This window comes from Kitasatospora purpeofusca (assembly GCF_036010405.1).
In the GTDB taxonomy this organism is placed as follows: Bacteria; Actinomycetota; Actinomycetes; order Streptomycetales; family Streptomycetaceae; genus Kitasatospora; species Kitasatospora purpeofusca.
In genome coordinates, this window is record NZ_CP108561.1 from 3,047,775 (window position 1) to 3,070,348 (window position 22,574).

The following is a 22,574-nucleotide window of genomic DNA, read 5'->3' on the forward strand; positions in this document are numbered from 1 at the left end:
CAGCATCGCGGCCAAGGAGGGTGGTACCGCGGGGCGGCAAGCCGTCTCGTCCCTCCGTCGGATCCCGTCCATGCATCCGCCGGAGGTAGACGCCCGTCATGGCCAGCTCCTACAACCCCGTCCCCGCGCAGGTCGACCTGCCCGCCCTCGAACACCGGATCCTGTCGTTCTGGCAGGACAACAAGGTCTTCCAGCGCAGCCTGGAGCAGTCCGAGGGCCGCCCCGAGTGGGTCTTCTACGAGGGCCCGCCGACCGCCAACGGCATGCCCGGTGCCCACCACATCGAGGCCCGCGTCTTCAAGGACGTCTTCCCCCGGTACCGGACGATGAAGGGCTACCACGTCGCCCGCAAGGCCGGCTGGGACTGTCACGGCCTCCCGGTCGAGCTCGCCGTCGAGAAGGAGCTCGGCTTCTCCGGCAAGCAGGACATCGAGGCGTACGGCATCGCCGAGTTCAACGCCAAGTGCCGCGAGTCGGTGACCCGCCACACCGACGCCTTCGTCGAGCTCACCAACCGGATGGGCTACTGGGTCGACCTCGACCAGGCCTACCGCACCATGGACCCGTCCTACGTGCAGTCCGTCTGGTGGTCGCTCAAGCAGATCTTCGACAAGGGCCTGCTGGTCCAGGACCACCGGGTCGCCCCCTGGTGCCCGCGCTGCGGCACCGGCCTCTCCGACCACGAGCTGGCCCAGGGCTACGAGACCGTCGTCGACCCCTCGGTCTTCGTCCGCTTCCCGCTGACCAGCGGCCCGCTGGCCGACCGGGCCGCGCTGCTGGTCTGGACCACCACCCCGTGGACCCTGGTCTCCAACACCGCCGCCGCCGTGCACCCCGAGGTCACCTACGTGGTGGCCACCGACGGCACCGAGCAGCTGGTGGTCGCCGAACCGCTGCTGGCCAAGGCCCTCGGCGAGGGCTGGGAGGCGACCGGCGAGTCCTTCTCCGGCGCCGAGATGGAGCGCTGGGCCTACCGCCGCCCGTTCGACCTGGTCGAGATCGAGAACGCGCACTACGTCCTCAACGCCGAGTACGTCACCACCGAGGACGGCACCGGCATCGTCCACCAGTCGCCCGCCTTCGGCGCCGACGACCTCGCGACCTGCCGCAAGTACGGCCTGCCGGTGGTCAACCCGGTGCTGACCGACGGCACCTTCGGCCCCGAGGTCCCGCTGGTCGGCGGCCAGTTCTTCAAGAAGGCCGACGAGGCCCTGGTCGCGGACCTCAAGGAGCGCGGCCTGCTCTTCCGCCACCTCCCGTACGAGCACAGCTACCCGCACTGCTGGCGCTGCCACACCGCGCTGCTGTACTACGCGCAGCCGTCCTGGTACATCCGCACCACCGCGGTCAAGGACGCGATGATCCGGGAGAACGAGGCCACCAACTGGTTCCCGGACAACGTCAAGCACGGCCGCTTCGGCGACTGGCTGAACAACAACATCGACTGGGCGCTCAGCCGCAACCGCTACTGGGGCACCCCGCTGCCGATCTGGCGCTGCGAGGAGAACCACCTCACCTGCGTCGGCTCGCTGGCCGAGCTGTCCGAGCTCACCGGCACCGACCAGGCCGGCCTCGACCCGCACCGCCCGTTCATCGACGAGGTCACCTTCGACTGCCGCGAGTGCGGCGGCACCTCGACCCGCGTGCCCGAGGTCATCGACGCCTGGTACGACTCGGGCTCGATGCCCTTCGCCCAGTACGGCTACCCGTACCAGAACAAGGAGCTGTTCGAGAAGCGCTACCCGGCGCAGTTCATCTCCGAGGCGATCGACCAGACCCGCGGCTGGTTCTACACCCTGATGGCCGTCGGCACCCTCGTCTTCGACAAGAGCTCGTACGAGAACGTCGTCTGCCTGGGCCACATCCTGGCCGAGGACGGCCGCAAGATGTCCAAGCACCTGGGCAACATCCTGCAGCCGATCCCGCTCATGGACCAGCACGGCGCCGACGCCGTCCGCTGGTTCATGGCCGCCGGCGGCTCCCCCTGGTCGGCCCGCCGGGTCGGCCACGGCACGATCCAGGAGGTGGTCCGCAAGACCCTCCTCACCTTCTGGAACACCGTCGCCTTCCAGGCCCTGTACGCCCGCACCTCCGGCTGGGCGCCGTCCGCGGCCGACCCGGCCCCGGCCGACCGCCCGCAGCTGGACCGCTGGGTGCTCTCCGAGCTGAACACCCTGGTCCGCGAGGTCGACGCGGCCTTCGTGGCCTACGACACCCAGCGCGCCGGCAAGCTGCTCTCCGCCTTCGTCGACGACCTCTCCAACTGGTACGTCCGCCGCGGCCGCCGCCGCTTCTGGCAGGGCGACGCCGCCGCGCTCGCCACCCTGCACGAGGCGCTGGAGACCGTCACCCGGCTGATGGCCCCGCTCACCCCGTTCATCACCGAGCAGGTCTGGCAGGACCTGGTCGTCCCGGTCGTCCAGGACGCCCCGGCCTCGGTCCACCTGGCCTCCTGGCCGGTGGCGGACGAGTCGCTGATCGACACCGACCTCTCCCGTCACATGGCGCTGGTCCGCCGGCTGGTCGAGCTGGGCCGGGCCACCCGCGCCGAGTCGGGCGTGAAGACCCGCCAGCCGCTGTCCCGCGCGCTGGTCGCCGCCCAGGGCTGGGACGAGCTGCCCGAGGACCTGCGCGCGCAGATCGCCGAGGAGCTCAACGTCTCCGCCCTGGAGTCGCTCGCGAACGTCGGCGGCTCGCTGGTCGACACCACCGCCAAGGCCAACTTCCGTGCGCTGGGCAAGCGTTTCGGCAAGGGCGTGCAGGACGTCGCCAAGGCGGTCGCCGCCGCGGACGCCGCCCGGCTCGCCGCCGAGCTGCGTGCCGGGGGCACCACCTCGGTCGAGCTGAACGGCGAGACGGTGGCCCTGTCCCCGGACGAGGTGATCATCACCGAGACCCCGCGCGAGGGCTGGGCCGTCGCCAACGAGTCCGGCGCCACGGTCGCGCTGGACCTCGCGATCACCCCCGAGCTCAAGCGCCTCGGCGTCGCCCGGGACGCGATCCGCCAGATCCAGGAGGCCCGCAAGAACTCCGGCCTGGACGTCGCCGACCGGATCGTGCTGCGCTGGCGGGCGAGCAACGACGAGACCGCCGAGGCCATCGCCGAGCACGGTGCGCTGGTCGCCGAGGAGGTGCTCGCCACCGACTTCGCCGCCGGCGCCGCCGACTGGCAGTCCGACACCTTCGCCGACGAGTCCCTCGGCCTCGCCTTCCAGCTGCGCAAGGCCTGACCCGACCCCGGAGCCGCCGTCGCCCACCGGGCGGCGGCGGCTCCGCCGTTCCCCCTCCCGTCAGGCACGGACCCCCGCACACCCGGAAGCGGCAGGCACCGTGCGCAAGCGGCAGCCCCCGCACGCACGAAAGCGCCCCCTCCCCGACCCCGAAGGGCCGAGAAGAGGGCGCCTGTGCCGACGGCTACCGCTTAGTTGTCGCCGTCCTCGTCGATCAGGAAGCCCCGCATCGGAGCCGGCGCCTGCTGCATCGGCTGCGGCGGCTGCGGACGGACGGCCGCCATCGGCTGGGTCATCCCGGCCGGCTGCATCTGCGGCGCACCCGAGTTGCCCGCGGCCGACGGCCCGCCGAAGCTCGGCGCACCGTTCCCGCCGAAGGCGCTCTGCCCGCCGAAGGACGGCTGGCCGCCGAACGACTGCTGGCTGCCGCCGAAGCTCGGCGACGGGCTGCTCATCGCGCTCGCACCGGCCGGAGCCATCGACGACGCGGCCGGCGGCAGCGAAGCGGTGGCCGGGATCCGCGGCGGCGCGAGCGAGTCGTCCGCCTGCGACTCCAGCTGACGCAGCTGGGTCTCCAGGTAGGACTTCAGGCGCGTCCGGTACTCACGCTCGAACGCCCGCAGGTCCTCGACCTTGCGCTCCAGCGTGGCGCGGGCGGACTCCAGCGAGCCCATCGCGACGCGGTGCTTCTCCTGCGCGTCCCGCTCCAGCGCGTCGGCCTTGGCGCGGGCGTCCCGCTCCAGGCCCTCGGCGCGGCTGCGCGCCTCGCCGACGATCTTGTTGGCCTCGGAACGGGCCTCGGAGATCGCCTGGTCCGCGGTCTGCTGGGCGAGCGCCAGCACCCGGGCGGCACTGTCGCCACCGGGGCTCTGCTGCTGCTGCATCGGGGCGCCCATCGGGCCGCCCATCTGCTGCGGGCCGCCCATGGGGCCGCCCATCTGCTGCATCTGCTGCTGGCCCATGCCCTGGCCCATCGGGTTGCCCATGCCCTGCGGGCCGCCGGGGCCGCCCATCGGCTGGAGCATCTGACCGCCCATCGGCTGGACCAGCTGCTGCTGGCCGCCCATGGTCTGGCCCATCTGCTGCTGCTGGCCGGGGCCGCCCATCGGGCCGCCCTGGCCGACGGGGAGCTGCGGGGCGCCGGACGGCAGGCCGAGCGGCTGGTTGCCCATCTGCTGCTGCTGCGGACCGGGACCCATCTGCTGCTGCTGCGGCCCGCCCGGGCCCATCTGCTGCTGCTGCGGACCGGGGCCACCCTGCTGGCCGGGAACCGGCGGGCCGGATATGGCGGCCGGCACCGGGGCGCCGGGGCGCGCGTCCTGCGGCGGCTCCTTGCGCATGTTGGCCTGGTTCTGCGCGGCGGCACGGGTCGCGGCGGCCAGCTTGGCGCGCAGGTCCTCGTTCTCGCGGAGGAGACGGGTCAGCTCCGCCTCGACCTCGTCGAGGAAGGCATCGACCTCGTCCTCGTCATAGCCTTCGCGCAGGCGGACGGTCGTGAACTGCTTGTTCCGAACGTCCTCGGGGGTCAATGGCATCTCTTCACCTCAACGTGATCGTCGGCACACCGGCATCCTGTCGCATCGCTCACCTACGACTAGGGCCGCACAAGCGAGATCAGGACATACACAATGATCATCAGTACGAAGAAGGACAGGTCGAGCGCCACGCCCCCGAGACGCAACGGCGGAATGAACCGCCGCAGAAGCTTGAGCGGCGGATCCGTGACAGTGTACGTGGCCTCCAGGACCAGGACCATGGCCTTGCCGGGCCGCCACGAACGCGCGAACTGGAAGACCCAGTCCATCACCAGCCGCACGAGCAGGAACACCAGGAAGACGGTCAGTGCGTAATAGAGCACCGCCCACACGATCTCCATCGCGCTTCCCTCTCCCCGGTTGTCGGCCCTCGGGCCGCTCTCGCCTGTCGCTAACTCACTGTCGATCAGATCCACACGTAAAGTCGTGGTCGGGTCAGCTCTGGTTGAAGAACCCACCCTCGGCGATCCGAGCCTTGTCCTCCGCCGTGACATCGACGTTAGCAGGCGACAGGAGGAACACCTTCTGCGTCACGCGCTCGATACTGCCGTGCAGACCGAAGACGAGTCCAGCGGCGAAGTCTACGAGCCGCTTGGCGTCGGTGTCGTCCATCTCCGTGAGATTCATGATCACAGGGGTCCCGCCGCGGAACTGTTCCCCGATGGTACGGGCCTCGTTGTAGGTCCTCGGGTGCAGCGTGGTGATGCGGTAGGGCTCTCGTTCGTTCACTACCTTGGGCATGATCACCGGGGCGCTCTTCTCCAGGTTGTGGCGACGTTCGGGTGTGATGGACGACACTGGTGCCATCCTCGGGGTCTCCTGGCGAATCGGGACCGCGGCCGGCACCGGCTGCGGGGTGATGGAGGAGACCGGCGCGGGCGCCGGGGAGGCCGGCCGCGGAATGTCCTCGGTCCGTCCGGTCCGGATCGGCTCGGGATCCGCGTCGTAGTCGTCGTCGGGGTCGTACCCCTGGCCGTCGTACGTCTCGTCCTCCACGAGGCCGAGGTAGACCGCCATCTTGCGCATTGCGCCGGCCATGCTCCTGTCTCCTCCGCTTGTGGTGGACCGACTCCGTCCCGACGGCCGGGCCGAACGGCCCCGTCCGCGGATTCCGCGGTCCGCCCACGACGCCTCGTCAGGCCGACGGCCAATCAGAGTTCGTGGATGAGGGCCGCGGAGCAACGATCCACGGTTGGCTAGCGCTCCGATAAGCTGCTAGCTTCTGTCCTATTTTGTCCTGCAGTCTGATCTACTACCCGGTGACGTTACCTGAGGGGTGACCGCACTCCGAGTACCGCCGTTCCGACGCGCACGTGTGTCGCTCCGGCGGCAATGGCCTGCTCCAGGTCGCCGCTCATCCCTGCCGAGACCATGGTGGCAGCCGGATGGGCCGCCCGTACGGCGGTTGCGATTTCCGCCAGCCGATCGAAGGCCGAGGCCGGATCGCCGGCCAGCGGACCCGCGAGCGGAGCGACCGTCATCACACCGTCCATGCGCAGTCCGGGCGTGTCGGCGATCGCGTCGGCCAGCGTGAGCACGTCCGCCGGGGCGACCCCGGCACGGTGCCCGCCCTCGCCGGCCTCCTTGTCCAGCGCCACCTGCACCAGGCAGCCCAGGTCGGCGCGTTCGGCCTTGGTGACCGCCGCGCCGAGCGACTCCACCAGCCGCGCCCGGTCCACCGAGTGGACGTGGTCGGCATACCGGACGACCGAGCGGACCTTGTTGGTCTGCAGCTGTCCGACGAAGTGCCAGACAAGAGGAAGGTTTCTGCACTGCTCCGCCTTGGGCGCGGCATCCTGGTCGCGGTTCTCAGCGACATCGGTGGCGCCCAGCCCGGCCAGCAGCGCGGTGTCCTCGGCGGGGTAGGTCTTGGTGACCACGATCAGCCGGACCTCGTCGCGGGCCCGCCCGACGGCGGCGCAGGCGTCGGCGATCCGCCGCTCGACGACCTCCAGGTTGGTACCGAGTTCCTCGTACCGGGCCCGCTGGCCCTCCGTCAGCGCGTCCAGCCAGGACTTGTCCGGGAATCGGGCGGAATCGCCCGGGAACGGTCCGTAGATGTCATTCGTCATCAGTATGAAGAGCCCAACCAGACGTAGCTCGCGAGCCGGCCCGTGCGCTGCTCGCGCCGGTAGGAGTAGTGGTCGGCGGATTCGAGGGTGCAGACCGGTGACAGCACCGGCGCGGTGACGCCCGCGGCGGCCAGCTGGGCCGCGATCCCCGCCGGCACGTCCAGGGCCGGGGTCCCCCAGGAGGTCACCGCGTGGGCCTCGGGCACCCGCCCGGCGACCTCGGCCCGCAGCTGCGCGGGCACCTCGTAGCAGCGGCCGCAGACGGCGGGGCCGGTGGCGGCGGTGATCCGCGCGGGCTCGGCGCCGAGCGCCGCCATCGCCGCGACCACCGCCGGCACCACACCGGCCGCGAGGCCGGGCCGTCCGGCGTGGGCCGCGCCGACCACCCCCGCGACCGGGTCCGCCAGCAGCACCGGGGTGCAGTCCGCGGTCAGCACGGCCAGCGCCAGCGGCCGGTCAGTGACCACCGCGTCGACCGTCGGGGCCTCCCCCGCCGGCTGGCGCCCGGTCACCACGGCGACGTCCGCCCCGTGCACCTGGTTCATCCACACCACGTCGGCCGGGTCGAGGCCGAGCTCGCGGGCCGCGATCGCCCGGTTCTCCAGGACGGCCGCCGGGTCGTCCCCCACCGCGCCGCCGAGGTTCAGCTCCCCGTACGGCGAAATGCTCACCCCGCCCCACCGAGTGGTGAAGGCGAAGTGAGCACCGTCGCGGACCGCGTGGTCGATCACTTAAGGAAGTCCGGCACGTCGAGTTCCTCGGCCGGGTTCTCCACGAACGGCTGCCGGGCCGGCTGCACCTGCGGCGGCACCGGGGCGGCCGTGGTGGTGGACGGCGACTCGGCCGCACGGTAGGAGGAGGCGTTGTCGCCCTCCGAGCGGGAGGTGACCGAGCCGATGCCGCCGTACGCGGGCCGGCCGGTCGGACGCTCGGGGGTGCCCGAGGAGGCCGGCGGGTTGGCCGGGGTCGCGCTCGCCTTGACCACCGGCTCGCGGACGATCGCCGGCGGCTGGCCGCCGTCGAAGCCCGCCGCGATGACGGTGACCCGGACCTCGTCGCCCAGGGCGTCGTCGATGACGGCACCGAAGATGATGTTGGCCTCGGGGTGGGCCGCCTCACTGACCAGCTGGGCGGACTCGTTGATCTCGAACAGGCCGAGGTCGGAGCCGCCGGAGATGGACAGCAGCACGCCGCGGGCGCCGTCGATCGAGGCCTCCAGCAGCGGCGAGGAGATCGCCATCACGGCGGCCGCCTTGGCGCGGTCCTCACCGCGGGCCGAGCCGATGCCCATGAGCGCCGAACCGGCGTCCGACATGACGGACTTGACGTCGGCGAAGTCGAGGTTGATCAGACCCGGGGTGGTGATCAGGTCGGTGATCCCCTGGACGCCGGAGAGCAGCACCTGGTCGGCGGAGCGGAACGCGTCCAGCACGCTGACCTGGCGGTCCGAGATGGACAGCAGCCGGTCGTTGGGGATGACGATGAGGGTGTCGACCTCTTCGCGCAGGGAGGCGATGCCGTCCTCGGCCTGGTTGGCGCGCCGCCGGCCCTCGAAGGTGAACGGACGGGTGACCACGCCGATGGTCAGCGCGCCCAGGGTGCGGGCGATGTTGGCGACCACCGGCGCGCCGCCCGTGCCGGTGCCGCCGCCCTCGCCGGCGGTGACGAAGACCATGTCGGCCCCCTTGAGGACCTCCTCGATCTCCTCGCGGTGGTCCTCGGCGGCCTTCCGGCCGACCTCGGGGTTGGCGCCGGCGCCGAGGCCCCGGGTGAGTTCACGGCCCACATCGAGCTTGACGTCGGCGTCGCTCATGAGGAGGGCCTGCGCATCGGTGTTGATCGCGATGAACTCGACGCCCTTGAGACCGACCTCGATCATCCGGTTGATGGCGTTGACACCACCGCCGCCGATACCGACGACCTTGATGACTGCGAGGTAGTTCTGCGGTGCTGCCACGTCGAAGGCCTCTCGCCTCGAATTTCCAGGTCGGCCCGAATGCCCGATCAGGGCCGGACCGACGGATGTCGATGGGTAGGGAGCCTGGTTCCTGACGTAATGTCCGAAATGCCGACCGCCGACCCCAACCCTAAACTTGACCTTTAGGGTTAGTCCTGTGCCTCTGTCAGATCACCAGGGAACACAGTCTGGTGAGACAGGACACTAGGTGGCTCCGGCCACGTGTTTCAACGAACACGCCGAGCTTCCCTTTTTCTTTTGAGCCTATGTGATCATCGACCGGCGGATGACACCGGGGTGACCACCAAGGGTCGGGCCGACACGAACCCGCGTCAACCCCGCCCGCGGCCCGCCGCCGTCCTTCCGACGACGCGCTCCGCGCGCACCCTTGCGCACAGAACCTACCGGATCATCCGGACACCGCAGGCGCGTCCGGAGCGCTCACATCGAAGTTCGTACCCTTCTGACGCAACAGCGCCACCAGCACCCGGGCTTTGCGATCCGTCTGCTCGGGACTCCCCCAGCGCACCGTCGCACCCCCGGCCAACTGCAGCTGGACATCGTCGTACGAATGCACCAGAACGGCCCCGGCCCGCTGCCGGACGTCCTCCGGAAGCCCGGCCGCCACCGCGACCGCGCCCTCCACCAGCTGCGTCCGGCCGATCACCGGCTCGGCGTCCAGGGCCTGCTGGCTGAGCCTCAGCTCCACCACCGGCACCCCGGACGGGGCGGCCGGCTCGGTGGCGAAGCTCACTCCGGCCGCGTCGACCTGGGTGAAGCGGCCGTCCTCGCCCTTCACCGCGGCGACCGGCGTGCGCTGGGTGACCTTCACCCGAAGGGTGTTCGGCCAGCCCCGCCAGACCTCCGCCCCGGCCACCCGGGGGATCGCCTCCACCCGCGCGCGGGCGTCGTCGAGGTCCACCCGGGCCAGCGGCCCCGAACCGACCGCCCCGATCGCCGTCCTGACCTCGTCGGCCGTCAGCCGCTCGTCCTGGAGGCCCTGCACCGCGACGGAGCGCACCTCCAGCACCGAGGAGAAGAAGACCAGCCAGGACAGCACCCCGAACAGCAGCGCGACCAGGCCGCCCAGCACCACCGCACCCCGCCGGGAGAGCCGGAGCCGAGGAGCGTGCTCCTCGGCCTCGAACTCCTCGTCCAGGGGGTCGGCGAGCCGGGCGTCAGCCACGACGGCGGCCGCCCCGGGCAGCCTCGATGGCCTCGTAGACCATGCCGACGAGCAGCTCGTCGGCGTCCCGGCGGCCGAACTCGGCGGCCGACCGGCTCATGTCCCACAGCCGCTGCGGGTCCGTCAGCACCGGAAGCACGTTCTGCAGCACCCAGTCCGGGGTCAGCTCGGCGTCGTCGACCAGCAGGCCGCCGCCGGCCTTCACCATCGGCTGGGCGTTCAGCCGCTGCTCGCCGTTGCCGATCGGCAGCGGCACGAAGGCGGCCGGCAGGCCGACCGCGGCCAGCTCGGCCACCGTCATGGCGCCGGCCCGGCAGAGCATCATGTCGGCCGCCGCGTAGGCGAGGTCCATCCGGTCCAGGTACGGCACCGCGCGGTACGGCGGCATCCCGGGGATGTCGTCCACCTGCGGCAGCTCGTTCTTCGGGCCGACCGCGTGCAGGATCTGCACCCCGTACTGCTGGAGCCGGGGGGCGATCGCGGTGATCGTCTCGTTCAGCCGGCGGGCCCCCTGGGAGCCGCCGGTGACCAGCAGGGTGGGCAGCCGCTGGTCGAGGCCGAAGTAGTGCCGCGCCTCCGGGCGGGCCGCGTTCCGGTCCAGGGTCGCGATGGTCCGGCGCAGCGGGATGCCGATGTACCGGGAGTCGCGCAGCTTGCTGTCCGGCGTGGAGACGGCGACGAAGTCGCTGTACCGGGCGCCGATCTTGTTGGCCAGTCCGGGCCGGGCGTTGGCCTCGTGCACCACGATCGGCACCCCGGCCCGCTTGGCGGCCAGGTAGGCGGGCATCGCGACATAGCCGCCGAAGCCGACCACGGCGTCCGCGTTCACCCGCTCGATGATCTCCTGGGCGGCCCGGACGGTGCCGCGCAGCCGGCCCGGTACGGTGATCAGCTCGGGGGTGGGCTTGCGGGGCAGCGGGACGGCCGGGATCAGCTCCAGCTGGTATCCGCGCTCGGGGACCAGCCGGGTCTCCAGGCCGCGCTCGGTGCCGAGGGCGGTGATCCCGACGGACGGGTCGTGCCTGCGGAGGGCGTCCGCGAGGGCCATGGCCGGCTCGATGTGACCGGCGGTCCCCCCGCCGGCGAGTACGACATGCACCGAAATTCACCGCTCCCTGCGTGCCGGTCCTGGGACCGGGCGCGCTGTGGTTCGTCGTCGTGGCAGCACCCGGGCCAGCTGCTTCCTGATCCGGGAGTTCTTGCTCCGGGCGGCCAGGGCCGCCTTCGCGCCCGAGCTGCTGCGTGCCAGGCAGAGCAGCACCCCGATCGCGGACATGGCCGACAGCATGGCGGAACCGCCGTAGGAGAACAGCGGGAGCGGGACGCCCGCGATGGGCAGCAGTCCCAGCGCCGACCCCAGGTTGATCACGGCCTGAGCCATGATCCAGGTGGTGGCGGCCCCCGCGGCGTACCTGACGAAGGGATCCCTCGTACCGATGGCCACACGGATACCCGCGTAGCCTAGTGCCGCGAAGAGACCGATCACCGACAGCGTCCCCACCAGACCCAGTTCCTCACCGGTGGTGGCGAAGATGAAGTCGGTGTGCGCCTCCGGGAGCTGGCCCCATTTCTCGACGCCGGCGCCGAGTCCGGAGCCGAACAGGCCGCCGAGGCCGAACGAGTAGACGCCGTGCAGGGCCTGGAAGCAGGAGCCGGCCGGGTCGAGCTTGGTCACCCCGATGCAGGAGAGCCGCTCGGCCCGGTGCGGGACGGTGACGACCAGCGCGGTGCAGACCACCACGGCCACCCCGAGGGTGGCGACGAACAACCGCAGCGGCGCTCCGACCATCCACAGCAGCCCGAACAGCATGGCCACCAGGATCATCGTGGTGCCCATGTCTCCGCCGAGCATGATCAGCACGATCAGCAGCAGGGTGCCGGGCACCAGCGGGATCAGCAGGTGCTTCCACTCGCCGAGGGTGCCGGTCTTCTGCTTGCGGGCGAGCAGGTCGGCGCCCCAGAGCACGAGGGCGAGCTTGGCGAACTCGGAGGGCTGGAACTGGAACACCCCGAAATCGAGCCAGTTCCGGTTGCCGTTGACCTCCATGCCGATGCCGGGGATCGCCACCAGCACCATGGCCCCGATCACCGCGAGCATCACGGGGTAGACGACCACCCGCAGCACGGCCACCGGGACGAGCGCGAAGCCGAGCAGCAGCGCGAAGCCCAGGACCACCGCGAGCAGCTGCTTGTAGAAGTAGAACTGGGTCGAGCGGTGCTGGCCCAGCGCGAGGATCTGCGAGGCCGAGAAGACCATCATCAGGCCGAGCACCACCAGCAGCAGCACCGTGCCGGCGATCAGCAGGTACGGCGTCAGCGGCCGGTCCAGGGTGTACCGCGCGCGGGCCCGGAACGCCTGCAGGCGGGCCAGCGGACCGGCCGACTTGTAGGCGGTGGTGGTGGCCGAGATCACTCGCAGGGAATCGGCCGGGCGGCCCTTCTCCGGCGCGCTCGAACCGCCCGCCCTGCCGCTCCCGGCCACAACGCTCCCCTTTTTTCGTGCCTCGTCGGCCTCCGGCCGGGCGCGGCGACGCCGGCCGGAGGCCGTCCGTCCCGCTACCGGTCCCCGTCCGCCAGCTCCCGGACGGACGCGGCGAAGAGGTCTCCGCGCTCGCCGTAGTTGGTGAACATGTCCATCGAGGCACAGGCCGGGGCCAACAGCACCGTGTCACCCGTTCGGGCGAGCGAGGCGGCCGCGCGGACCACCTCGGTCATCGCCACCGCGCCAGTCTGGCCCTCGACCGCCTCGATCACCGGGACATCCGGCGCGTGTCGCGCCAGCGCCTCCCGGATCAGCGCGCGGTCCTCGCCGATCAGCACGGCGGCGCGCAGCCGCTCGGCCGCGCCCCGGACCAGCTCGTCGAACTCCGCGCCCTTGGCCAGGCCGCCGGCGATCCAGACCACCGGCCGGTACGCGGCCAGCGAGGCCGCGGCGGCGTGGGTGTTGGTCGCCTTGGAGTCGTCGATCCAGGTGACCCCGTCGACCACCGCGACCTCGGCGATCCGGTGCGCGTCCGGACGGAAGGCCCGCAGGCCCTCGCGAACCGCCTTCGGCTCCACGCCGTAGGCGCGGGCCAGCGCGGCGGCGGCCAGCGCGTTGGTGATGTTGTGCGGGGCCGGCGGACTGACGTCCTCGACCGAGCCGAGCTCGGCGGCGTTCTTGGCCCGGTCGGACACGAACGCCCGGTCCACCAGCAGGCCGTCGACCACGCCGAGGTTCGACAGGGCGGGTGCGCCCAGGCCGAAGCCGATCGCCCGGCAGCCCTCCTCGACGTCGGCCTCGCGGACCAGCGCCTCGGTGGCCGGGTCGGCCAGGTTGTACACGCAGGCGACGGTGTTGCCCTGGTAGATCCGGCCCTTGTCGGCGGCGTACGCCTCCATCGAGCCGTGCCAGTCCAGGTGGTCGGGGGCCAGGTTGAGCACGGCCGCCGAGTGCGGGCGCAGCGAGGACGCCCAGTGCAGCTGGTAGCTGGAGAGCTCGACGGCGAGCACGTCGTAGGGCTCCTCGGCGAGCACCGCGTCCAGCACCGAGACCCCGACGTTGCCGACGGCGGCGGTGCGCCGGCCGGCGGCGGTCAGGATCGAGGCGAGCATCTGGACGGTGGTGGTCTTGCCGTTGGTGCCGGTGACGGCCAGCCAGGGGGCCGGCTCGCCGGTGGCGGGGTGCGGCCTGCGCAGCCGCCAGGCCAGCTCGACGTCGCCCCAGATGTCGAGGCCGGCCCGGTCGGCGGCCTCGAACAGCGGGCTGCTCGGCGGCCAGCCGGGCGAGGTGACGACCAGCCGGGTGCCCTCGGGCAGGGTGTCGCCGTCGCCGAGGCGGACGGTGACGCCGAGCGCCTCCAGCTCGGCCGCGCGGGCCTCCAGCCCCTCGCCGGAGCCGCCGTCGACGACCGTGACCAGGGCGCCGAGGCCGTGCAGGACCCGGGCGGCGCTGATGCCGGAGACACCGAGCCCGGCGACGGTGACCGGCAGGCCGGTCCAGTCGGGGGTCGGGCCGGCGGACCGGTCGGAGTCGGTCATCCGGTCACCCATCCCGCGTAGAAGAGGCCGAGGCCGACGGCCACGCACAGGCCCTGGATGATCCAGAACCGGACCACGACCAGGACCTCGCTCCAGCCCTTGAGTTCGAAGTGGTGCTGCAGCGGGGCCATCTTGAAGACGCGCTTGCCGGTCATCCGGAACGAGCCGACCTGGATGATCACCGAGAGGGTGATGATCACGAAGAGGCCGCCCAGCAGGACGAGCAGGATCTCGGTGCGCGAGCAGATCGCCAGACCGGCCAGCGCGCCGCCGAGGGCCAGCGAGCCGGTGTCGCCCATGAAGATCTTGGCGGGCGAGGTGTTCCACCAGAGGAAGCCGAAGCAGGAGCCCATCAGGGCGGCGGCGACCACCGCGAGGTCCAGCGGGTCGCGGACGTCGTAGCAGTTGGCGGTGGCGGAGGTGACGTAGGCGCAGCTCTGGCCGTACTCCCAGACGCCGATGAAGGTGTAGGCACCGAAGGCCATCACCGAGGCGCCGGTGGCCAGGCCGTCCAGACCGTCCGTCAGGTTGACGCCGTTGGAGGTCGCGGCGATCAGGAAGTACGCGAAGATGACGAACAGGACCGGGCCGACGGCCCACTCGAAGTCCCGGACGAAGGAGAGGTGCTCCGAGGCCGGGGTGCGGCCGGCGTTGTCGGGGAACTGCAGGGCCAGCACCGCGAACACCAGGCCGACGGCAGACTGGCCGACCAGCTTCGCCTTGGCCCGCAGGCCGAGGGAGCGGCGCTTGACGACCTTGATGTAGTCGTCGAGGAAGCCGACCAGGCCCAGACCCACCGTCAGGAACAGCACCAGCAGCCCGGAGGCGGTCGGGCTCTCGCGCGTTATCGCCTTGGTGGCGAAGTAGGCGATCAGGGTCGCCAGGATGAACGCGATGCCGCCCATGGTGGGCGTGCCCTTTTTGCTGTGGTGCGCCTTGGGGCCGTCGTCGCGGATGTACTGGCCGTAGCCCTGCCGGGCGAGCAGCTTGATCAGCGCGGGGGTGCCGGCCAGCGACAGGATCAGGCCGATCATGCCGGAGAAGAGGATCTGCTTCATTACTCGGCCGCACCGTCCGCGAGGAGGGCCTCGGCCACCTTCTCCAGCCCCACCGAACGGGAAGCCTTCACCAGCACCACATCCCCCGGCCGCAGCTGACTGCGCAGCAGTTCGACCGCCGCGTCCGCGTCGGACACCAGCACCGACTCCTCACCCCACGAACCTTCGTTCCTCGCGCCCAGTTCCATGCAGGCCGCCTCGCGTCCGCCGACCGCCACCAGTTTGGTGACGTCGAGCCGGACCGCGAGCCGCCCGATGGCGTCGTGCTCGGCCAGGCTGTCCTCGCCGAGCTCCCGCATCTCGCCGAGCACCGCCCAGGTGCGACGGCGCTCCGGGCCGCGTCCCCCCATCGAGATCAGCGCCCGCAGCGCGGCCCGCATCGAGTCGGGGTTCGCGTTGTAGGCGTCGTTGACGACGGTGACACCATCGGCCCGGTCGACGACCTCCATGCGCCAGCGGGACAGCGCACCCGCCTCGCTCAGTGCTTCGGCGGTGTCGTCGACGGTCATCCCGAGCTCCGTCGCCACCGCTGCGGCGGCGAGGGCGTTCGAGACGTGGTGCTCACCGTACAGGCGCAGCTGCACGGGTGCGGAACCGGCCGGGGTGCTCAGTGTGAACGATGGACGTCCGGTGGAGTCGAGGCGAACATCCCGTGCCCGGACGTCGGCCTCGGCGGACTCGCCGAAGTACACCACCCGGGCCCTGGTCCGGGAGGCCATGGCGCGCACCAGGCGGTCGTCCGCGTTGAGGATCGCGACGCCGTCGGCGGGCAGCGCCTCGACCAGCTCGCCCTTGGCCTCGGCGATCGCCTCCTGGGAGCCGAACTCGCCGACGTGGGCGGTGCCGACGTTGAGCACCAGGCCGATCCGGGGCGGGGTGATCGAGGTGAGGTACTCGATGTCGCCCTTGTGCCGGGCGCCCATCTCCAGCACCAGGTGCCGGGTGGTGTCCTCGACCCGCAGGGCGGTCATCGGGTGGCCGATCTCGTTGTTGAGCGAGCCCGGCGGGTAGACGGTGTCGCCCAGGCGCTGGAGCAGCTGGGCGATGAGGTCCTTGGTGCTGGTCTTGCCGGCCGAGCCGGTCAGCGCGACCACGGCGGCGTCGGCGCGGCCGACCACGGCGCGGGCCAGCTTGCCGAGCGCGTCCACCACGCTGTCGACCAGGACGGTCGGGCCGCCTACCGGGCGGGAGGCCAGCACCGCGACGGCCCCGGCCGCGAGCGCCCGGTCCGCGTAGTCGTGGCCGTCCACGTGCTCGCCGACGAAGGCCGCGAAGAGCCCGCCGGGGCGGACCTTGCGGGAGTCGACCTCGACCGGGGCGGTCACCAGGGCGTCCGGGTCGGCGTCGGTCAGGGTTCCCCCGACTGCGGCGGCCACCTCGGCGAGGGTCAGTGCGATCACTGCTGCTCTACTCCTCGGGTGCCCCGGGCGGCCGTGGTCCGCGCGATGGATTCGCGCAGCACCTCCCGGTCGTCGAAGGGGCGGATCTCGTCTCGTACGTACTGGCCGAGCTCGTGGCCCTTGCCGGCCACCAGCACGGTGTCGCCGGCCTGGGCCCGGGCGACCGCCAGCTCGATCGCCTCGGCGCGGTCCGGCACCACCAGGACGGCGCCGCGCTCGGCCTCGGGCACCGCGGCGGCGCCGTTCAGCATGGTGGCGAGGATCGCCAGCGGGTCCTCGCTGCGCGGGTTGTCGCTGGTCAGGACGGCGGTGTCGGCGAGCCGGGCGGCGATGCCGCCCATCGGGGCGCGCTTGTGCGGGTCGCGGTCGCCGCCGCAGCCGACCACCACGTGCAGGCGGCCCTTGGTGACCTCGCGCAGCGAGCCGAGGACGGCCTCCAGGGCGTCCGGCTTGTGGGCGTAGTCGACCACCGCGACGTACGGCTGTCCGGCGTCCACCCGCTCCAGCCGCCCGGGCACCCCGGGGACGGCGGCGACGCCGGCGACGGCCGACTCCAGCGGCAGCCCGGCGGTGGCCAGCAGCACGATCGCGGCCAGCCCGTTGGCGACGTTGAAGGGGCCGGGCAGCGGGACGGCGGCGTCCGCCTCGACGCCGCCGGGGCCGAGCACCCGGAAGGTCGAGCCGACCGGGCCGAGCTGGACGTCCACCGCGCGCCAGTCCGCCTCCGGGGCGCCGGTGGCGGAGAAGGTGACGACCGGGATCTTCGCCTCGGCGGCGAGCCGGCGGCCGTAGGCGTCGTCCAGGTTGACCACGCCGGCGCGGGACTTGCCGGGCTGGAAGAGCCGGGCCTTCGCCTGGAAGTAGTCCTCCATGTCCGGGTGGAAGTCGAGGTGCTCGGGGGTCAGGTTGTTGAACAGCGCGACGTCGTAGACCACGCCGTCGGTGCGGCCGTAGACCAGGGCGTGGCTGGAGACCTCCATGGTCACCGCGTCCGCGCCGCGCTCCCCCATCACGGCGAGGATCGCGTGCAGGTCGGTGGCCTCGGGGGTGGTGCGCTCGCTCTTGATCCGCTCGTCGCCGACCCGCATCTCCACGGTCCCGATCACCCCGGGGTGGCGTCCGGCGCCGCGCAGGCCGCCCTCGACCAGGTAGGAGGTGGTGGTCTTGCCGTTGGTGCCGGTGAGTCCGATCATCAGCAGCCGCTCGGAGGGGCGGTCGTAGACGGCCGCGGCGAGCTCGCCCATCCGGGCCCGGGGCCGGTCGACGACCAGCAGCGGCAGACCGGTGCCGGCCGCCAGCTCGGCTCCCGCCGGGTCGGTGAGCACCGCGACGGCGCCGGCTCCGGCGGCCTGTGCGGCGAAGGCCGCGCCGTGGTGGTTGGCCCCCGGGAACGCCACGTACAGGTCGCCGGGGCGGACCTCGCGGGCGTTGTGGGTGACGCCGGTGACCTCGGGCCCCTCCACGGGGCCCAGGCCCAGCAGACGGGCGACCTCGGCGAGCGTCCGGGCGCCGGTCCGCGCGGGGCGGGGCGGGCTCACGGTGTTTTGATCGGGTTTCGGCACGGCGGAGAGGCTATCCGCCGAAGGGTGTCCAGGGCCAAACCGGCCCTTTTGCGCACCGGCGGCCGCACCCGCCAGGTCGTTGTCCATGGTCGATCACGGCTTCCACTCGACGGGCAGGTTGGGCGCCTCGCTCCCGCTCGGCGGGACCTGGAGGGTCTTCAGGGTGAACTCCATCACCTGCTTGAACACCGGGCCGCACAGCTGGCCGCCGAAGTGGCCGTTGACCGGGTCCTGGATGGTGCAGGAGACCGTGACCCGGGGGGCTTCGGCCGGGGCGAAGCCGATGAACGAGGCGGTGTACCCGCGGTAGCCGCCGGTCTTCGGGTCCACCCGGTTGGCGGTGCCGGTCTTGCCGGCGACCCGGTAACCGGGGATGGCGGCCCTGCCGCCGGTGCCCTGCTCGTCCGTGACGACCGACTCCAGCATCTCGGTGAGCGTCTTCGCGGTCTGCTCGCTGACCACCCGGGACTGAGCGCCGGGCGCGGCCGGGGTGTACCGGCCGTCCGGCGCGGTGGTGCCCTGGACGATGCTCGGCGCCACCCGGACGCCCCCGTTCGCGATGGTGGAGTAGACCGAGGTGGCCTGGAGCGCGTTCAGGGACAGCCCCTGGCCGAACGGAATGGTGTACTGCTTCGAGGCTTTCCAGTCCTCCGGCTTGTCCAGGATGCCGGGGGTCTCGCCGGGGAAGGCCAGACCGGTCTGCTCGCCGATGCCGAACCTGCGCAGGTAGTCGTAGAGCACCTTGTTGGCCTCCGGCTGGGTGGCACCGAGAGTCTGGGCAGCCTCGATGGTGCCGATGTTGGAGGACTTGGCCAGCACGCCCGCCAGCGTGAGGTACCAGGTGTCGTGCTTCTCGTCGTCCTTGAACGCGACATCGCCGCGGACCAGCGGGTACGGCACGGTGACCTTGGTGTCCCAGGTGGCCTTCCCGGTGTCCAGCACTGCGGCCATGGTCATCAGCTTGGCGGTGGAGCCCGGCTCGTAGGCGTCCTGCAGGGCGGCGTTGCCGAGCTGCGAGTTCTTGGCCGTGCTCAGATCGTTCGGGTTGAAGCCGGGGGAGGTGGCCATCGCCAGCACCTGGCCGGTCTTGACGTCCTGGACGACGACATAGCCCTTCTCCGCCCCGGCGTTGGCGACCTGGTCGGTGATGGCGCGCTGGGCGGCCCACTGGATGTCCCGGTTGACGGTCAGCCGCAGGTCGGTGCCGGGCACGGCCGGGTCCAACGAGCCCCCCGCGGTGGGCACCAGCCGGCCGCCCGCCTGGGCGTAGCTGCTGTGGCCCTCCTTGCCGGACAGCTGCTTCTGGTACTGCGACTCCAGCCCGCCCGCGCCCTCGCCCTCGGCGTTGACGAAGCCCACCAGGTTCGCGGCCAGTCCGTCGGAGGGGTAGACCCGCTTCTGGGTGTCCCGGTTGAAGACACCGGCCAGCGGGTTGACGCACTCGTTGTCGACCCTGGTCCGGCCGCCCTCGTCGACGGACTTGTTCAGCAGCCGCTTCTGGGCCTGGCAGGCGCGCGAGCCGGCCTGCTTCTCCAGGCTGGACTTGAGGTCGGTGATCTGGTTCTTGACGTCCGGGGTCTGCTGGGCGGCGAGCCGCTTGTAGCGGGTCTTCGGCGTGCGCAGGTCGGCGGTGAGCTTCTCCTTGGGCACGCCGAGGATCGGCGCCAGCAGGGCGGCCGCCTGCTCGGGGGCGTCGGGGAGGCCGGTCGCCCCGGGCGTGAACATCGCCGGGTCGGCGGTGATGTCGTAGGCGTCCACGGTGGTGGCCAGCGCGACACCGTCGGAGGACGTTATCGAGCCGCGCTCGGCGGTGATCGGGATGTTCAGGTAGCGGTTGGTGTTGGCGTCGGAGGCCAGCGCGTCCGAGTCCAGCAGCTGGAGCTGGACCAGTCGCCCGGCGAAGACCGAGAACACCACCGACAGCACGACGGTGATCACCCGCAGCCGGCGGCGCGGATCGGCCAGCCGGATCCCCCGGGAGGCCGGACGGCGCTGCGGGGGGCGTCGGCGCGGCGGCGCACCGGTCGGCGGGCGACCCTCGGCGCGGCGCTGCTGCGGCGGACGGACCCCGCGCACGGCGGGGCGGACCGTCGCGGCGGACGGCTGCCCGCTGCGCGCGGGGCGGCCCTCGGCGGACTGCGGACGGGGCTGGCGGGCCCGGGCGGGCTGGTCCTTCGGGGACTGCCCGCGCGCGCCCTGGCCCTTGGCGGCCGACGGGGGCTGCGACCTCGCGGCGGCCGGCCTGGGCGCGTGCGGCTTGGGCGGCTGCGACTTGGGCGGCTGCGACTTGGACGACTGGGGCTTGGGCGGCTGGGGCTTCGCGGGCTGCGTCCCGGGAGGCTGCGGCTTGGGGCTGCGGGCCCGCCCGGCGGCCGGCGGCTTGCCGCCGGACTGTCCGCGCGGGGCGCCCGGGCGCGGTGCGGCGCCCTTGATCGTCCGGCGCCCGCCGGCGCCGCCGCCGGGGGGCTGACGGGGTGTGCTCATCGGGCGCCACCTCCGCCCGTGGCCGGCCTGGCCGGGCCCGGGTTGACCTGCACGGTGACGTCGCCTCCGGTGCCGGGCACGGTCGACGGGGCCGCAGTGGCGGCCGGCGCGGCGGGCGCCGCCGGGGAGGGCTGGGCACTCGGCTGGGCGGTCGGCTGGGCCGCCGACTGGCCCGGCGCGGGCTGCTTCCCGGGCCACGGTTCCACGGTGGACCGTTTCACCGGCGGACTGTCCTGGGCCGGCTTGGGCGTGCCGACCACCGCGCCGCCGTTCGGCAGGTCGAGGAAGGCCATCCCGCCGGCCGGCACCATGCCCAGCTCGACGGCCCGGCGCGCCAGCGCGTCCGGCGCGGAGTTCTGGTCGATCTGGTGCTGGAGCCCCTGCTGCTCGTCGGTCAGCACGGTGGTCTGCCGGTTCAGCCGCGACAGCTCGAAGGAGCCCTCGTTGAGCGCGGTGTTCAGGGCGAGCAGCCCGAGCAGCCCCGCCCCGAGCAGCAGCACCACCAGCACCGCGAACGGCGTCCGCCCCCGTACCGACCGGCCCGGGCGCACGGTGATCCGCGCCCTGCCGCCCTGCCCGGGGAGCACCCGGCTCCCCGCCCCGCCTCCGGCCACCGGCCCCACCGTCTTCCTCCGCCCTTCGGACCGCCCGGTTCCGGTCAGCCCCGGGTCCTTCGGTCCCTGATCCTCTCCGCCACCCGCAGCCGCACGGGTGCGGCACGCCGGTTCTCCTCGATCTCCTCCTCGGTGGCCTGCTCGGCACCTCGGGTGATCAGCTTGAGCCAGGGCTGGTGCTCCTCGGGAATGAACGGGAGCCCCGGCGGCGCGGTGTTGGTCGCGCCCGCCGCCAGGTACTGCTTGACCAGGCGGTCCTCCAGCGACTGGTAGGACATCACCACGATCCGTCCGCCGAGCGCCAGCACGTCCAGCGCCCCGGGGATCGCCCGGTCCAGGACCTCCAGCTCGCCGTTGACCTCGATCCGCAGCGCCTGGAAGGTCCGCTTGGCCGGGTTGCCGCCGGTGCGCCGGGTGGCGGCCGGGATGGCGTTGCGCACCAGATCGACCAGACGCGCGCTGTTGGTGAACGGTTCCTTCTCGCGCTCCCGGAGGACGACCGAGGCGATCTTCCCGGCGAACCGCTCCTCGCCGTAGACCTTGAGGATCCGGGCCAGCTGGCCGTGGCTGTAGGTGTTGAGCACCTCGGCCGCGCTGATCCCCCGGGTCTGGTCCATCCGCATGTCGAGCGGCGCGTCCTGCGCGTAGGCGAAGCCCCGGTCGGCCTCGTCCAGCTGCATCGAGGAGACACCGAGGTCGAACAGGATGCCGTCGACCCTCGGGATGTCCAGGCGGTCCAGCACCTCGGGGATCTCGTCGTAGACCGCGTGCACCAGGGTGGCCCGGTCGCCGAAGCGGGCCAGCCGCTCGCCGGAGAGCTCGAGCGCGGCCGGGTCGCGGTCCACCGCGACCAGCCGGACGTCCGGGAACTGGGTGAGCAGCGCCTCGCTGTGTCCGCCGAGGCCGAGGGTGGCGTCCACCACCACCGCGCCGGGCCGGGAGATCGCCGGGGCCAGCGCGTCCATGCACCGCTGCAGCATCACCGGGACGTGCTTGGGACCCGGATCGTTGGTGCTCATGCGCTGTGGCGCCCTTCCTCGGTGCGTAAGCCGCCCGACGTCCGGGGAGCCCCGACCATTCTGTCCCACCGGGAGACGGAGCCCTCGCACGGGCCGGGCCGCGCGGCCCGTGGTCCCCGCCCGCTCCTGGGGAAGGACCGTGTCCGCCCGGCGCCGGGGAAGGTGCGCCAGGTGGTACGGGGAGCGGGTGGAGGCCGCGGGCCGCGTCGGTCGCGCACGGCCGGAAAGGCCCGGTTGACGGGCCTCGGCGGGTGTGCTCCACTGCGCCGCAACTCTATCGCGCGCGCCCCTCCAGTCAATGGTCCGCTCCGGCGCACCACCCGGGCGGCGGTACGGATCACCGCAGGTCGCGAGGGTGCTCGTGGCACATGCCGGACGCCCGGGCGCGGCCGGCCGGACGCCGGGCGCCCCGGCGGACGGCGTTGTGGATATGCCCT

At 72.5% G+C, this 22,574-nt stretch carries 17 protein-coding genes; 1 reads left to right on the forward strand and 16 read right to left on the reverse strand.

The window, feature by feature from the left end; genetic code table 11:
* The first annotated feature begins 98 nt into the window (after positions 1–98).
* Complete coding sequence (gene ileS / locus OG715_RS13165) at positions 99–3,230, forward strand: isoleucine--tRNA ligase (protein WP_266268881.1); 3,132 nt, start codon at positions 99–101, stop codon at positions 3,228–3,230.
* A 191-nt stretch (positions 3,231–3,421) separates the two neighbouring features.
* On the opposite strand, the gene OG715_RS13170 is transcribed toward ileS, so the two are convergent.
* The 16 genes from OG715_RS13170 to rsmH form a co-directional block, all read right to left on the reverse strand.
* On the reverse strand, positions 3,422–4,765 hold the full coding sequence (locus OG715_RS13170) for a DivIVA domain-containing protein (RefSeq protein WP_266268883.1): 1,344 nt from the start codon (positions 4,763–4,765) through the stop codon (positions 3,422–3,424).
* Positions 4,766–4,824: 59 nt separating this feature from the next.
* Positions 4,825–5,106 carry a YggT family protein gene (locus OG715_RS13175; RefSeq protein WP_030301231.1) on the reverse strand — a complete coding sequence of 94 codons (282 nt, stop codon included), beginning with the start codon at positions 5,104–5,106 and terminating at the stop codon, positions 4,825–4,827.
* A 94-nt stretch (positions 5,107–5,200) separates the two neighbouring features.
* Positions 5,201–5,803, reverse strand: a complete 603-nt coding sequence (locus tag OG715_RS13180) for a cell division protein SepF (protein WP_030391444.1) — start codon at positions 5,801–5,803, stop codon at positions 5,201–5,203.
* A gap of 227 nt (positions 5,804–6,030) precedes the next feature.
* On the reverse strand, positions 6,031–6,837 hold the full coding sequence (locus OG715_RS13185; RefSeq protein ID WP_266268884.1) for a YggS family pyridoxal phosphate-dependent enzyme: 807 nt from the start codon (positions 6,835–6,837) through the stop codon (positions 6,031–6,033).
* A complete protein-coding gene (pgeF, locus tag OG715_RS13190; protein WP_266268885.1) occupies positions 6,837–7,568 on the reverse strand; it encodes a peptidoglycan editing factor PgeF in 732 nt (243 codons plus the stop codon). Before pgeF ends, OG715_RS13185 begins: the two co-directional genes overlap by 1 nt.
* On the reverse strand, positions 7,565–8,794 hold the full coding sequence (gene ftsZ, locus OG715_RS13195; protein WP_266268886.1) for a cell division protein FtsZ: 1,230 nt from the start codon (positions 8,792–8,794) through the stop codon (positions 7,565–7,567). Before ftsZ ends, pgeF begins: the two co-directional genes overlap by 4 nt.
* A 409-nt stretch (positions 8,795–9,203) precedes the next feature.
* Positions 9,204–9,980 (reverse strand): cell division protein FtsQ/DivIB, encoded by a 777-nt coding sequence (locus tag OG715_RS13200; RefSeq protein ID WP_266268887.1) that lies wholly within the window; start codon positions 9,978–9,980, stop codon positions 9,204–9,206.
* Entirely contained in the window at positions 9,973–11,079 is a 1,107-nt protein-coding gene (gene murG, locus OG715_RS13205; protein ID WP_053648156.1) for an undecaprenyldiphospho-muramoylpentapeptide beta-N-acetylglucosaminyltransferase, read from the reverse strand. The genes OG715_RS13200 and murG overlap by 8 nt, the downstream gene beginning before the upstream one ends.
* Before the next feature lie 6 nt (positions 11,080–11,085).
* Complete coding sequence (gene ftsW, locus OG715_RS13210) at positions 11,086–12,393, reverse strand: putative lipid II flippase FtsW (protein WP_438268124.1); 1,308 nt, start codon at positions 12,391–12,393, stop codon at positions 11,086–11,088.
* A gap of 143 nt (positions 12,394–12,536) precedes the next feature.
* The gene (gene murD, locus OG715_RS13215) at positions 12,537–14,000 is read right to left on the reverse strand and encodes a UDP-N-acetylmuramoyl-L-alanine--D-glutamate ligase (protein ID WP_266268888.1); all 1,464 of its coding nucleotides are present in this window, start codon (positions 13,998–14,000) and stop codon (positions 12,537–12,539) included.
* Positions 13,997–15,058 carry a phospho-N-acetylmuramoyl-pentapeptide-transferase gene (gene mraY / locus OG715_RS13220; RefSeq protein WP_266268890.1) on the reverse strand — a complete coding sequence of 354 codons (1,062 nt, stop codon included), beginning with the start codon at positions 15,056–15,058 and terminating at the stop codon, positions 13,997–13,999. The genes murD and mraY overlap by 4 nt, the downstream gene beginning before the upstream one ends.
* Positions 15,058–16,458, reverse strand: a complete 1,401-nt coding sequence (locus OG715_RS13225; RefSeq protein WP_266268891.1) for a UDP-N-acetylmuramoyl-tripeptide--D-alanyl-D-alanine ligase — start codon at positions 16,456–16,458, stop codon at positions 15,058–15,060. The genes mraY and OG715_RS13225 overlap by 1 nt, the downstream gene beginning before the upstream one ends.
* Positions 16,455–18,107: a UDP-N-acetylmuramoyl-L-alanyl-D-glutamate--2,6-diaminopimelate ligase gene (locus OG715_RS13230; RefSeq protein ID WP_266268892.1), complete on the reverse strand. Its 1,653-nt coding sequence runs from the start codon at positions 18,105–18,107 to the stop codon at positions 16,455–16,457. Before OG715_RS13230 ends, OG715_RS13225 begins: the two co-directional genes overlap by 4 nt.
* A 6-nt stretch (positions 18,108–18,113) precedes the next feature.
* Positions 18,114–20,504, reverse strand: coding sequence for a peptidoglycan D,D-transpeptidase FtsI family protein (locus OG715_RS13235; RefSeq protein WP_266268893.1), 2,391 nt, complete (start codon positions 20,502–20,504; stop codon positions 18,114–18,116).
* Positions 20,501–21,118, reverse strand: coding sequence for a cell division protein FtsL (locus OG715_RS13240; RefSeq protein ID WP_407660973.1), 618 nt, complete (start codon positions 21,116–21,118; stop codon positions 20,501–20,503). The genes OG715_RS13235 and OG715_RS13240 overlap by 4 nt, the downstream gene beginning before the upstream one ends.
* A gap of 44 nt (positions 21,119–21,162) precedes the next feature.
* Positions 21,163–22,137, reverse strand: a complete 975-nt coding sequence (rsmH, locus tag OG715_RS13245; RefSeq protein WP_266268894.1) for a 16S rRNA (cytosine(1402)-N(4))-methyltransferase RsmH — start codon at positions 22,135–22,137, stop codon at positions 21,163–21,165.
* Positions 22,138–22,574 lie beyond the last annotated feature (437 nt).